Origin of the sequence: Ruegeria denitrificans (assembly GCF_001458295.1) — a bacterium.
Lineage (GTDB): Bacteria > Pseudomonadota > Alphaproteobacteria > Rhodobacterales > Rhodobacteraceae > Ruegeria > Ruegeria denitrificans.
This window is the reverse complement of the sequence record NZ_CYUD01000007.1, coordinates 173,662-186,994: the sequence shown is the minus strand read 5'-3', so window position 1 is coordinate 186,994 and position 13,333 is coordinate 173,662. Positions and strand designations below refer to the sequence as shown.

At 52.6% G+C, this 13,333-nt stretch carries 12 protein-coding genes; 7 read left to right on the top strand and 5 right to left on the bottom strand.

Annotated elements, in window-relative coordinates; all coding sequences use genetic code 11:
• The first annotated feature begins 199 nt into the window (after positions 1–199).
• The 3 genes from RUE5091_RS12450 (at position 200) to RUE5091_RS12440 (ending at position 4,747) form a co-directional block, all read left to right on the top strand.
• Positions 200–832, top strand: a complete 633-nt coding sequence (locus RUE5091_RS12450; protein ID WP_058282242.1) for a tyrosine-type recombinase/integrase — start codon at positions 200–202, stop codon at positions 830–832.
• A gap of 252 nt (positions 833–1,084) precedes the next feature.
• Positions 1,085–2,827, top strand: a complete 1,743-nt coding sequence (locus RUE5091_RS12445; protein ID WP_058282326.1) for an adenylate/guanylate cyclase domain-containing protein — start codon at positions 1,085–1,087, stop codon at positions 2,825–2,827.
• Positions 2,828–3,031: 204 nt separating this feature from the next.
• Entirely contained in the window at positions 3,032–4,747 is a 1,716-nt protein-coding gene (locus RUE5091_RS12440; RefSeq protein WP_306347354.1) for an adenylate/guanylate cyclase domain-containing protein, read from the top strand.
• Positions 4,748–4,991: 244 nt separating this feature from the next.
• On the opposite strand, the gene RUE5091_RS12435 is transcribed toward RUE5091_RS12440, so the two are convergent.
• Both RUE5091_RS12435 and RUE5091_RS12430 read right to left on the bottom strand, forming a co-directional pair.
• Complete coding sequence (locus RUE5091_RS12435; RefSeq protein WP_058282241.1) at positions 4,992–5,186, bottom strand: DUF1059 domain-containing protein; 195 nt, start codon at positions 5,184–5,186, stop codon at positions 4,992–4,994.
• A 31-nt stretch (positions 5,187–5,217) separates the two neighbouring features.
• Positions 5,218–5,628, bottom strand: coding sequence for a GFA family protein (locus RUE5091_RS12430; protein ID WP_082643648.1), 411 nt, complete (start codon positions 5,626–5,628; stop codon positions 5,218–5,220).
• Between the two features lie 159 nt (positions 5,629–5,787).
• On the opposite strand from RUE5091_RS12430, the gene RUE5091_RS12425 reads away from it, so the two are divergent.
• The gene (locus tag RUE5091_RS12425) at positions 5,788–6,684 is read left to right on the top strand and encodes a LysR family transcriptional regulator (protein ID WP_082643647.1); all 897 of its coding nucleotides are present in this window, start codon (positions 5,788–5,790) and stop codon (positions 6,682–6,684) included.
• 53 nt (positions 6,685–6,737) lie between these two features.
• Here the strand turns inward: RUE5091_RS12425 and RUE5091_RS12420 are convergent, their stop codons facing one another.
• The 3 genes from RUE5091_RS12420 to RUE5091_RS12410 all read right to left on the bottom strand — a co-directional run bounded on the left by RUE5091_RS12420 (position 6,738) and on the right by RUE5091_RS12410 (position 10,632).
• Positions 6,738–7,133 carry a rhodanese-like domain-containing protein gene (locus tag RUE5091_RS12420; protein ID WP_058282238.1) on the bottom strand — a complete coding sequence of 132 codons (396 nt, stop codon included), beginning with the start codon at positions 7,131–7,133 and terminating at the stop codon, positions 6,738–6,740.
• A gap of 186 nt (positions 7,134–7,319) precedes the next feature.
• Positions 7,320–8,966: a hypothetical protein gene (locus tag RUE5091_RS12415; protein WP_058282237.1), complete on the bottom strand. Its 1,647-nt coding sequence runs from the start codon at positions 8,964–8,966 to the stop codon at positions 7,320–7,322.
• Positions 8,967–9,351: 385 nt separating this feature from the next.
• Positions 9,352–10,632, bottom strand: coding sequence for a tetratricopeptide repeat protein (locus RUE5091_RS12410; RefSeq protein WP_058282236.1), 1,281 nt, complete (start codon positions 10,630–10,632; stop codon positions 9,352–9,354).
• A 266-nt stretch (positions 10,633–10,898) separates the two neighbouring features.
• Here RUE5091_RS12410 and RUE5091_RS12405 point away from each other — a divergent pair, with 266 nt between their 5' ends.
• The 3 genes from RUE5091_RS12405 (at position 10,899) to RUE5091_RS12395 (ending at position 13,253) form a co-directional block, all read left to right on the top strand.
• On the top strand, positions 10,899–11,819 hold the full coding sequence (locus RUE5091_RS12405; RefSeq protein ID WP_165590777.1) for a sulfurtransferase: 921 nt from the start codon (positions 10,899–10,901) through the stop codon (positions 11,817–11,819).
• A 63-nt stretch (positions 11,820–11,882) separates the two neighbouring features.
• Complete coding sequence (locus RUE5091_RS12400) at positions 11,883–12,674, top strand: class I SAM-dependent methyltransferase (protein WP_058282234.1); 792 nt, start codon at positions 11,883–11,885, stop codon at positions 12,672–12,674.
• A gap of 126 nt (positions 12,675–12,800) precedes the next feature.
• The gene (locus RUE5091_RS12395; RefSeq protein ID WP_058282324.1) at positions 12,801–13,253 is read left to right on the top strand and encodes a MaoC family dehydratase; all 453 of its coding nucleotides are present in this window, start codon (positions 12,801–12,803) and stop codon (positions 13,251–13,253) included.
• The last annotated feature ends 80 nt before the right edge of the window (positions 13,254–13,333 follow it).

Below are 13,333 nucleotides of genomic sequence, written 5' to 3'. Positions count from 1 at the left end.
CCCCTACACCCAAGATTATCCATCCTGATCTATTGAATCCATAGTACTGCTATTCGCCCTATACCAAATCGCATATTTGTGGCGCCGGTCAGGCTTCGACAGATTCAGATTTTTCATGGCGGAGACCAAGCATGGTAACCAATAGACGCTGACACTGTGTGGGCGATGAGGTGGTGCGTGGCGGTGTGGAGTATTCGTCATGCAAGCTTTAAATCTACCCGTCATTCGAGTTGGCCGATCTGCGTGGAACAAAGGTCGGGTTATTGGCCAGAAGCGCCCGCTTTTGCCAAGGCATGTCTGGGCAATACGCGTTCGCTTAGAAATTTCAGAAGATCATAGGAACTTAGCACTGTTCAATTTAGCAATAGATAGTAAGCTCCGTGGTTGCGATCTAGTTCGCCTGAAAGTTGCAGACGTGTTTACTGCGGGAAAAGTAAAGGAACGAGCGTCAGTCAACCAAAGCAAGACACAGAAACCAGTTCGCTTTGAAATTAGCAGTGGTACGCGAAACCCGCTTTTGAATTGGATGAAACAACCTGCAATGAAAAGATCCGAGTACTTGTGGCCAGGGCGTTTTCAGCATCGGCTGCATATTTCTACTCGTCAGTACGCGAGGTTGGTTCAGTCATGGGTCGCTTCGATTGGGCTTGATCCCAGTCAGTATGGGACCCATTCAATGCGACGCACAAAAGTGGCGCAGATTTATCGTAGAACAGGTAACTTGCGAGCCGTGCAGCTATTGCTTGGTCACACCAAGATGGACAGTACAGTGCGTTACCTGGGTGTAGACATCGAAGACGCACTCGCCATCGCGGAAGCCACCGAGGTGTGATCTATCAGGCCGCTTTCGAGCGGCCTTTTTTTGCGCGAACCCCGAGAGTAGAATTTTCAGCCCCAAAGCGGACATGGCGCAACTCAAGGCGAGGACAATTCGGCTGTTTGTTCTCCAAGCCTTTCGCGCAGACAAATGGTAAAGTTCCCCAACGCTGAAACCGACTTCAAGCAAGGTCAGAAACCGACCCTGTTCATTTTCGCGTGGTCTAAACACTTAGCGACCAGTATTAAACAGAAAGGAGGACAACACGTGGAGCGAAAGCTAGCGGCCATCCTGATTGCTGACCTTGTCGGCTTTACCGCTCGGATGGAGCGGGACGAGAAAGGCACGCTCGAAGTCCTTTCAGCGCACATTGACGATATTGCTGCTCCGCTTGTCGGTCGGTATTACGGTCGCATCGTCAAACAGATGGGTGACGGCCTGCTCGCCAGCTTCGACAGCGCAGTCGACGCCGTTTCCTGTGCGGTTGAATGGCAAAACGCATCAGCGGCAGGTAAGGACCCTCTCCAATTTCGTATTGGCGTTACTCTTGGGGACATAATCGTGCGCGACGGAGATGTTTTTGGTTCCGGTGTGAACCTGGCGTCGAGACTGGAGCAGCTTGCCCCACCGGGCGGTGTGTTGGTGTCGGACGCTGTATATCGTGTGGTCGGAAACCGTATACCGGTTGCTTGGGAGGATGCTGGTCAGCACACAGTAAAGAACGTTGCCGAACCGGTACATGCTTGGCGCATTGGCGGGTCAAGCGCAGTATGCGCTAAACCGGATCGGCCTGAATCGTCAGGAACAGCCACTATTGCGGTCTTGCCACTGCACAACATGAGCGATGACCCCGAGCAGGCCTTCTTCAGCGACGGGATTGCGGAAGACATTATTGTGGGCTTATCGCGTTTTCGGACGCTTAAGGTTGTTTCGAGAAATGCGTCTTTCAGGTTCCGGACACAGGACACAGATCCGGCCAAAATCGCGGAGGCTCTCGGCGCTGATTACCTGGTTGAAGGCAGCGTGCGAAAGGTCGGCAGTCGCGTGAGAATCTCGGTACAGCTCGCTGACGCGGGTACGGGCACTCAACTCTGGTCGGATAGATATGACCACGAACTGGAAGACATTCTGGCGGTTCAAGACGAAGTGGCTCGAAATATCGTCGCAGTGTTGCCGGGCAGGGTCCAGCACGATGTGGTCGACCGTTCGACACAGAAACCAACGGATCAGATGAAGGCCTATGAACTGATGCTCAAGGGCAAGGCGCTACGCGATGGTCTGAACGCACGAGATACGGCCAAGGCGAGAGCGTTGTTGGAACGCGCGGTCGCACTCGATCCGACCATCGCGCGATCTTATATGTATCTTTCAGATACATATGTCATAGATTTGTGGCTTGGGCTGGCGGACGCTGACGCACCGGCCCACACTTTGAAAATTGCCCGAAAGGGCGTGGCACTGGATAACCGGGACGTCTACATTCAGGACCAACTTGGTTTTTCCTATCTCTGTGCTGGCCTTTGGGATGAGGCAGAGGCACAATTCAACAAGACACTTTCCATGATAGAAAACGAGGCGGAGTCGATGGCATGGTGCGGCTACGCTTTCCTATTGCTCGGCTTGCACGAAAAGGCGCGCGAAGTAGTTTCGAAAGCGATGGCGCTGGACCCGCTACATCCGCCTGCCATCGACTGGATTATGGGGCAGGTCGAATTTTTCAACGGCAACTTTGAAGCAGCGCTTAGTTTTCTAATGGGAGCAGCGCGGCTTAACTCGTTGGCCACAGCATTTGTCGCCGCGTCCTACGCGCAGCTCAAACGGGAGCGAGACGCCTCTGACGCATTGCAAGAATTTGTTTCTGAACGTCACGATGAGTTCACAAGCCGAGGAATTGTGGTTGAGGATGATACGTTAGATAGCCTTGCTCGCGGGTTTCGGTCTATGTGGCGGCGACCGGATGATTTTAAACTTCTCACCAATGGGCTACGGGCGGCAGGTATGACCGGCTGACGCCGACATTTACTCTTTTGTCCAACCGCCGCGGCCTCAATTACGCGTTTCTCTGGGCCCTGTTTTTTCGGCCGATGGCAGCCCGAAGCAGACATTCACAGTCACGCTTTTCAGTTTTGCACTAAGCCATTCACTAGGACATGCGCGACGTTCAGAAAATCATGTTGTCTTTTCCAAGCAGCGTAATTTGCGCTACCAATAGACATGAATGGAGACCGCAGACTTTCCGCAGTACTCTCGGCCGATGTAGTAAACTACTCAGGCCAGATTAAGGCAGATGAAAATAGGACTCTCAGCGAACTTCGTGTTCTACGTCGAGAGTTATTTGATCCTTTGGTTAGCGATCATCGAGGTAATGTCGTTAAGAGGATGGGTGATGGATGGATAGTCGAGTTTAACTCGGTATCTGATGCAGTACGATGCGCCCTTGATCTTCAAAGCCAGGTGTCAACTCAGTCCTCATTGAAACTACGAGTGGGTGTGCATCTTGGAGATGTCGTATTCGACGACGATGACATTTTCGGCGATGGCATCAATCTGTCTGCACGTCTACAAGAGGCTTCCAACGAAGGGGCTGTGTTAATTTCAGATGTCGTCCATCGCAGCCTTGACGAGCGCCTCGCTGAGCAATTTTATCGCGCTGGAGAGCGACAGTTTAAGAACGCGCCGTCACCAATAGAAGTTTTCCAATGGTCGCCGCCAGGTTCTGCCCCACCGCGAGTAACTCCGGCTAGCCATACAAAGTCTCTGCTAATCGGCGTCTTACCTTTCGATAATCTTTCTTCTGACCCCGATCAGGAGTTTTTTGCAGATGGAATTACCGAAGAGATCATCACCACTTTATCAAAACTCCCGAATTTACTGGTCGTCGCGCGTAACTCTACATTCGTCTACAAAGGTCGCTCCGTTGACGTGAAACAGGTCGGTCTGGAGCAGGGTGTCGATCTTGTTCTTGAGGGAAGTGTCCGTCAAAGCGGTAACCGGGTGAGGATCACAGCACAGCTAATCGATGCAAAGTCCGGCATGCATATTTGGGCAGACCGCTATGATCGCCTCATTGAAGATGTATTCGAAGTTCAGGATGAAATCGCACTTAGGATTGCAACCGAGCTTCAAGTCGAACTGTTGGCGGGAGAAATGGCTCGTTTCAGAGGATCCGGCACAAATAACCTAGGCGCGTGGACTGCTCAACTAAAGGCCGTTGAGGCTTCGCGCAGAATTACCAGGGAAGCTCAGGCCGACGCTCGCCGATTTGCACAACAGGCAATTGCACTCGACCCGGGTTACTCGGCTCCGTATTGTACTTTGGGATTCATTTGCACTGTCGAAGCACGACATGGATTTGTTGCTGACCGGCGTGCCGCGCTAACGGAGGCTCGTGACTGCGCTCAGCGGGCTCTGGAAATAGACAGCTACAACCCAGAGGCTCACGCTATTGCGGGTTTTGCGGATGCAATCGATGGCAAGCTGGTTTCGGCTATCGAGAAGTTCAACGAGGCACTAGCGCTGAATCCAAACCACGCTGACGTGGCTGCCAGACTGTCAATCACCCTAGCTTTCAATGGCCAGGCAAATGAAGCGATCCAAGTCGCACAACAAGCCATTACCCTGAACCCTCACTATCCAGGTTGGTACGCAGGCGTTCTGGGTTTAGCCCTTCGACTCGACGGTCAATACGAGGAAGCCAAGAAAGCATTCACCGAATATGGTCAAAGGGTTGAAGGCTTTGGTCACCTCGACCTCGTAATCGTCCATGTAGAGACGGAGAACCTTGAGGCCGCTCGCGATGAAGCACGGAATGTGATGAAATACCGCCCTCAGTTTTCCATAACGGACTGGGCGAATACTCAACTTTTCTCTGACAGAAAAAGGCTGGAGAAAGACTGTGCGTCTTTGCGACTAGCCGGTTTGCCTGAATAGAAGCAGGGTTTCGCTGTAGCAGGATGGTTTGTGATGGAAACCAATCTCACACGTTTCCGATTTGGGTTCGTGATGGCCTTGCGCTTCTAGGCGCCTTGGCGGTAGGCCGCAGCCCAAACCGGATACTCACAAATGGGCCTAGCAATTTCCCAGCTGCGGAGGAAAGCTGCCCTTCGCGGTTAAACAAACCAAGTTGATAGTTTTGGCCGATTATCCGTAGGAACTTGAAGCTTAATTTATTTGATCACGCGGGCTTTATCAGTGTTTCCAGATATTCTCGAGTGTCGGCATCCCACGAGCTGGGGTCCTCTCCATGGGCGACCACCGCGTGCAGTTCCATGAGCTTCCAGACTTCGTCCTTGGTCGCTGCAACCACTTTGCCTGGGCAGGCCTCCATGCCCTCGCAATCATTGCAGGCATATGAATAAACAGTGTTCATCGCTTTCTTCTCCGTTCGCTCGAAAAGTTGCTTAGAACTCAGGAAACGTCGGCAGCCCGTCGTCGAGTTTTATCCATGGCTGCTGATGTGACACGAAGATGTGGGCCTTGGGTTGCGCAATCGATGGGTCGTCCAACGTTACAGCAGAAAACCAAGCGTCAGCGCTCCAGTCTTGGCCCTCAACTTCATTTAGGGCGGCATAGGTCAACGTCGTTCCACAGTCCCGACAAAACCCGCGGCGAATACCCGAAGTTTTCTCAATGTGTTGGATTTCGCCTTTGATAACGGCGAAGTCTTCGGCGGCTACCTTAGCCCAAGTTGCAAAGGCGCCACCAAGGGCCATTTGGCATGAACGACAATGGCAATGCCCCGACCAGACAGGTGGTGTCGCGATCTGGTATCGAACAGCACCACAGTAACATCCACCTTGAATTTTTTTCATCGTATCAAGCTCTCATGACGTACGGCTAGGTTTACATCGATAATGAGGCATCTGCTCTAATATCTCATGATTTTAGAACAGATTTCACTGTGAATAATGTCAAGAATGCCGATATCATGCGACTCAAATAGTCTAACAAAGCTTTAGAAAAACTATAGTATGGATTGGTTGCACCTTCCCCCGATGAACGCTTTGCGCGCTTTCTCAGCAGTTGCGGAAGCAGGGAGTTACACCGTGGCGGCTGAACGCTTGAACGTTACCCAAGCGGCTGTCAGCCAGCAGGTGAAATCGTTGGAAAGACATTTGGGTGTAGCTCTCGTTGCTAAACGTGGGCGCAGCATTGAGCTGACCGAGCCAGGCATCATGCTTGCACGTGAACTGGGTATCGGCTTTGAAATTATCGGAAGGGGTGTCGAACGACTGGCAGAACACACAGCGCAGCGCCCCGTTCAAGTGACAATGTCACCCGCATTCGCGGTGGAGTGGCTATTGCCGAGAATGGCAGAGTTTCAACGTGAACATCCAGAGATCACTTTGATGCTGAACCCAACTTCGGAACTGGTTCAGATAGGACCAGGTGGTATCGATGTCGCCATTCGGTATCACGACAGACGCATGCCGAGAAAAGAAGAGGATACTGTCCTTGTTTCCGACATGGTCGTGATCGGGGCACCTTCACTGGTGGGAGGCCAAGATCTGCGTGACCCGGCCTCTTTAACGAAGCTGCCCTGGTTGCAGGAACTGGGCACCAACGAGGCGGCTGACTGGTTCACCTATCACGGGGTTATTCCTGCCGAACCATTGACCATAAATCACATGCCGGGGAACCTGATCATGACTGCGGTTCGCCGGGGTGACGGTATCACGTATACCGCCAGAGCTTTTTTCGAGGACGATCTATCATCTGGTCGGATGACTGAATTGTTCTCTGAGCCTCTCTTCGGCGTCTATTACATCCAGACGCAGGCAGAATTTCAGCGCCCCGAGGCTAAGGTTTTCGTCAATTGGCTAAAATCTCAGTCGCAAGTCGTATCGAGACACAACTCTGCAAGCTGAGAAGCTTCTATTGACCCCTGCGTGTTTGCTCAACACCGTTGGTTTCGCCTTTTTTAAGGCTGCTTTGTAGAGGAGCCCGCTGCGATCAGAGCCGCCATCCCTCCATCGATGAACTGCACGTTTTGAAAACCCATCGCAGTCAATACATTTGCCGCTGCCGCGCCTCGATAGCTCGGAGCTCCGCCACAAGTGGTGAAAATTCGCCTTCCACGATCCTGTAACTCTTGAGATCTGTATTCACTTTCAAGGTCTGCCATCCAAGCGACGGCGCGACCAGGAGCCGGAATTGCTCTCGGGCTGATACCTGTGGCCGCCATTTCAGCGCTATCCCTTACGTCCACCACAAGTGCGTTGGGGTCTTCGATCAGTACTGCCAGCGCGTCAGTTGCTGAAATTGGATTTGCTTTGGATATTTCCTGAGTTTCCATTTGTGCGAATGTTAAGACCATGTTGCCCCCCGACTGCAAATCCTACGCGATGCTACCATGCGGCTGATTTACCGCAAAACGGCATCCAAGCGATGATTGCCGGTCTTGTGGTCGCCCAGACGGTTGCCATCAACGAAGTTAAACAAGTCCCGATCAACGGCAGAAGCGGGCCTCGCAATTGCCCCAGCCATTGCTGTTGATCCGAGATTACTCGGCGGCCAACGCCTTCTGCCTGCAATAACACGACGCCTTTATCGGCACCTCGGCGCGGGCAGCGGCCTTGTCCAGTTGTAGCTTAATGTGGGCGGCTTCGACCGTTTCACCGCGCCGGGCGAGACATTCGTGCAAGCCATGCAGGCTCCAGACGTTGCCCGGATGCTGACAGGCCCGGCTAAGCGTTGCATCCAGGCCAAGGTCTGCACGGTAAACAGCTTCGGCTTCCTCCATCTGGCCCTGTTCAAGAAGAAGAGCACCCAGCGCATGACGGGTGGGTTGCATCCAGCCCCAGGGCTCGTCGTATGGCAAGTTGTCGTCGATCTCGACTGACTTTCGCAGGTGGTCAAAGGCCGTTTCTTGCTCTCCTGTGTGATAGGCCAACTCACCCAGCATCATTTGCTCAGCGACCTTCAGAATGTCCCGGCATGTGTTGTTGAACAGCATTCGGGTCTCAGGAACTCTGGCTAGAGCATCATAGAACTTGGCTTTTTCACTCTCGGCTTCAGCGACCCTGTGTAGGTTGGCCAAGGCAACCGTCCTTGCATACCGCATCATGGCGATAGTGACGCTGTAGAGCTCCGCATCTTCAGGTAAATCCTGATCAAGGATAGCCTGCCAGCGTCCAAACCTGATCAATACATGTTGTTTCATAGGAATGAACGCCTCGAACCAATCAGCCATTGGCCGAAGTGTCTCTGAAGGTAAAGTTTCGACAAGCTCATCAGCAGCTTCCAGTGCCGCCGTTGGCTGCCCCAAAAACATCGCTCCGTAGATTTTGAAGTGGTAGTTATGACACCTGTAAACGGAATAGAAGTTGTCAGGGCCTTCGCGTTCCAGGAACTTTCGATCTGACAAGATGGCTTTGTGATTACGCAACACAACGTTCATGTAATCTCCACACAAGACGTCAATATGGGTGGGCATGTGAAGCAAGTGCCCGGCTTCAGGCACCAACGTGCTGAGCACATCACCATGGCGAAGGGCTCGCTCAGGATTTGGCGACATTTCCATCAGGTGAATGTACATGTGCAGGAGCCCTGCGTGTTCCCATGCTCCGGGGAGTGTATCAAATGCAGTTTCGAGGACTGCTATGGCTTCAAGTGTATCGGCCCCTTCGGCGGGCTTTCCGGTCGGCAAATCCCAAAGCTGCCAAGGTGTGCGGTTCATGAGCGACTCGGCCAGAATCGCAGACACGTCCAGGTCCTGATCGAATTCGGAGTGAACCTTTCGCATCGCATCAGCGAAGGCATCATTCCAGGGGCTGAAATCCTCAATATCCGATGAGGATGGATAACGCGCTGGAATGGCTTCGATGAGCGCGCGTTCAACAGGCGTCAGTTTGTCCTTTAATGACGCAGCAGCCTCGATTGACGCTTTTGCCAAGGCGATACAGTCAGGCTTCTCGTCTTCTTCGAATGTTTCCCAGGGCTTGTTGTAGTTCGGCCCAATGCAATACGCGATGCCCCAGTGCGCCATTGCGCAATTTGGATCCGCAGCCACGGCATTCTGAAAGCATACAATCGCTTCTTCGTGGTTGTACGCGTAAGTCCAAGCCAAACCACGATCAAACCAAAGCTGGGCTTCGTCCGACGAGGTTGTGATCCTTCGGCTGTAGCTACCTAGATCATAGTATTCCATCACAATAACCCCCTAATTAAAGGTAGGAGATTACCACAATGGGCTGTTTCTCGATACTAGCGACATCAAAGCCGATCCAAGGCATAGACCCATCTTATTTGAACTCCATTTGATCGAAGCACTCTTCTTGGCGACTGATCAACTTGTTGGCCGCGTGAGTGACGCGTCGTCCAATCCCTCCACAGTAGCCCACCGACAAGACCACAAACACCGCTCGCACAATCCTAAGACGGGCTTTTGAGAAAGCTGATGTTAGCAGTCAGATTGGTCTTTTCCGCCAACTAACACTTTTGGGGCCTAGTAACGTCGTGCGACAGCTTCTGTTCTAACTGGCGTTGAAAACGTGTAATTTGCGCACATTGCGGGCGTCAAAAATGCGGGCACCCTATCCTTCTAGCGTGGCAACTGCATGGTCGTGAGAGGTATGCGGTCGATGCATGTTGAGAATGCGTCGAGCTTCATTCGATTGTCCCGAAATTGCCAGCGCATGCGCCAATGAAAACTCAATAATGTCGCGTTGCGCCCGGCTGCCGCCAAGGCGTTCGTGCTCAGACATGACACTTACGAATTTCTCAATCGCTTCATCCGCATTTCCATCCGCAAGCGCGCGGAATGCGCCTGCGACTGAGGCAACGGTGGGTCCTGCGGGTCCCTTTGCGCCGTCAATGGTTGTTTCCAGACGCTCTCTGTTTCCAGCCATCGCATGCGCAAGAGCCGCGTGAACATCCGCAAAAGCCAAACCGGGTGAAGGAAAGAACTGAACAGCATAGTCGCTGAGTTGTTGCCAACGCTCCTGAGGAATTTGCTCGCCAGCCAAAAAGGCGCGGTGAACAATTGCCACACTATCAGTCAGAACGTTCAGTGGTGGCGCAGGAGGTCGGTCGGGGGAAACATAATCATCGAACAGCTTCCACATACCTGCCACATCGCCGCTCTCAAGCGCCCACAGAGCGACGTGCCAGCTGAGATGACAGTGCAAATACGCTGTGAAGGGATAGTCTTGCCAGAATTCGCGCAGATAAGCGTAGCCAGCGTCCGTCTCCCCGTTCTCATAGTAGAGATGGGCCCTGACATGTGCACTGTGTGCGCTGTCTGGCTTCAACTCAAGCGCGCGCTCGATGTTTTCCGCGGCCGGGCCGATCTGTCCGGCCTCCATCTGGGCAAATGCATGCTGGCAGAGAAACCACCAGTCGTCGCCATAGTGTGGCTTCAACAGGGTTGTGTACGCAAGCTGCTCCGCCTCGCGTCCAGCCTGACCTGAAAACCCAATTAAGCCAAATACGCTGGTACATGTCTGAGCAAGCAAAATATCTCGCGGATGGTCTGTGACGTGATCTCGGATGCGCCTGTAGGCCTGCGGTGCACGCCCCTCAATGAGATCGCTGATAATGTCGATCTGCGCGGCTTCGCGCGGGCTGACGCCATGCGACAGTTCCTTTGCGACGGCTATTTCACGCTTTGCATCTTGTGCACGCCCGACAGTAACAAGGTAGCGCGCAAGCCCGACATGGGGCATGGCAAAGCTATCATCTGCCTGCATTGCAGAACGGTAAGCTTCTTCAACATCATCAAAAGCACCCAGAAATCGGTCGATGCCTTCAACGTAGGCGTCTCGCGCAGTTTGTGATGTGGTCGTTAGCGGGCTTCCGTACCGATCTTCAAGCATCCAAACCTTCCACTTTCTGTACCAAACCTGTCCGTCAGTGAGCTATATGAGCATGCCTACCCATAAACGAGTCAAAGGAAATCGACGTTACGAGGCGCCATGATTTCAGCATCCGTTTCTTTCAGAAGTCTCATGAAATCATCAACATGCCGTTTAAATCATATTTACTTTATCAAATCCCGATTTTCCAAAATTGGACTCCGAAAGCAATTTTGGGGATTATTCCGTACGGCTCGCCCCGCGTCCGGTTAGAGGAGAAAGTAGGTATGACAACCCAAACTCGCCCGCTCATTGATACGGCTTGGTTGGCAGATAACCTGACTAACCCGAAACTACGCATCATTGATGTTCGCTGGAAGTTTAGGGAGGAAAACGGCAAGGGCGTAGCCTATGACGATAGGAGCGAGTTCCAGGCCGAGCACATTCCTGGCGCCGTGTATGTTGGCATGTCGACGGAGCTTGCAGACAGCACTCAGAACACTCCCGACATGATGCTCGGCCCAGAGGACTTCGGGGAAAGGATGCGTGAGTTGGGTGTTTCCGACGACAGTCATGTCGTGGTCTACGATGACTCCGGGCTTCCATTGGCGTCTGCGCGTCTTTGGTGGGCACTTTCGCACTATGGCCATAAAAACGTGCAGGTCTTGGACGGCGGCTTGCAGCAATGGAAACTCGAAGGTCGACCCACTGAAACTGGCGATCTAACCGTTGAGCATGGTGACTTTGAACCAACAGTGCAGAGCAATTGGATTGCCCGCAAAGCTGATGTCTTGGATGCGATGGGTAAGCCCGGAGTCAGAATTGTGGACTTTCTACCAAACAACCTCTTCCGAGGCGACGGAGTTCACACATGGGGAGGTCGCTCGGGACATATTCCCAGTGCCGTCAACATACCGGCGATATCGAACATCGATCCGGATTTGGCACACATACCCATTGCCGAACGTGCAGCTAAACTAAAGGAACGTGGTTCATTCAAGTTGGCGGATCATTCCAAGCTCCTCAAGCACTATCAGGACAAGGGAATTCAAACTGACGATGAGGTCATCGCCTATTGCGGCCGTGGCATAGCTGCTTCTTGTGGGCTCCTTGCGTTGCGCCAAATGGGGTTCGAAAAGTCCCGCCTGTACGATGGTTCATGGGCTGAGTGGAGCGCCGATGAGAGCCTTCCGGTTGAAACCTCGTGAGATTACGATTTTGGGTCACTTTGGGTGGTCCAATTATTGACGCGTTGCTAGGAGGATATTTTGATGACGGACAATTTCCGGCTGACCAAAGAGGCTGCGCAGAAGTACAATAACCATAGTGTGCCTGCGATGTTCGGCCCATTGGCTGAAGCAACAATGCAGAAGGTTCAGCTTCGAAGCGGCACTTGTGTTATCGACATCGCATGCGGCACCGGGGCTTTGACGCGAGAGATTGCAAGGAAACTGACGGGCAAAGGCCGAGTTGTTGGCGTAGATCTGAACGAAACTATGATTGAAGTCGCGCAGTCCAATCAGCCGGATTGTCGTCATGTGCTCGAGTGGTATGCAGCAGATGTAACCGAGTTACCTTTCGAAGATGCTACGTTTGACTATGCCTTCATACAACAGGGGCTTCAGTTCTTCCCCGACAAATCCGCCGCTTTGCAGGAAGTTCATAGGATCTTACGCAATGACGGTCAGCTATTTTTGACATGTTGGCGCGCAGTGTCGCCCTTCAATGGAGCGCTTGCAAAAGCTCTCGAACGGCATGTTGGAACAGATGCCGCAGTAAAAGCCAAAGCGCCTTTTTCGTTTCGAGATGGGGAGCTCATTTCTAAGTTGTTGGTCGATGCAGGCTTCAAGATAGCTCGTCACGAGCCATTGGTACTAGAGCGAAGATTTATTGACCTTCGTGCGCAAATCATGGCGCTGCCAATCGAAACTGATCTTAGGGATGCAGGTGCTGACGTCACCAACAAGGTCGTGGAAGAGGTTGCAGACGCTTTGTCTAGATATGACAAAAAAGGCGTATTGCACGTACCGCAAGAAGCGCACCTTTTTGTCGCCGCGGTATAGGTCAACGACCACTGGCTCAGTTCTCCAATACGATCTTTGCCATGGCCGAAAGATAATGCGGCATTAGTGGCGGCCGAGCCTGGCTCCGCGTTGACGGTTGAGTCTGCATCAAACTATACTTTTGCCATGGCTAGCGGAAAATACATCGACGATTTGTCGGTTGGCGAAACCTTCGAAACCGGAGGCGTTACGCTGACCGAGGGAGCGATTATTGACTTCGCACTGGTTCATGACCCGCAGCCCTTCCACGTTAACAAAGTGGCTGCCGCAGAGTCGATGTTCGGCGGTCTCATCGCCAGTGGATTTCAAACAATAGCGCTTACTTTCAGGTTGTTCCGCGACACTGGTGTACTTACCGGCACCAATCTGGGTGGACATGGTATGGACGAGGTACGGTGGCTGGCTCCGGTGTATTCCGGTGACACGATCAGCGTGCGCGTCACGGTTGAGGCAATTACACCGTCACGTTCGAAGCCAGACCGGGGAACGGTCAAATTCCGATACCAGACATTTAACCAGAACGATGTTGTTGAAGTTCTTAACCTGGTCATGCACCACGTGATGGCATGTCGGAGTTAAGGCGGTTTGCAGCGACTGGGGCGCGGCGATCAATTTGATCTCCCATTGTCATCTTCAAGAGTATCCTTGGGCTCGCCACA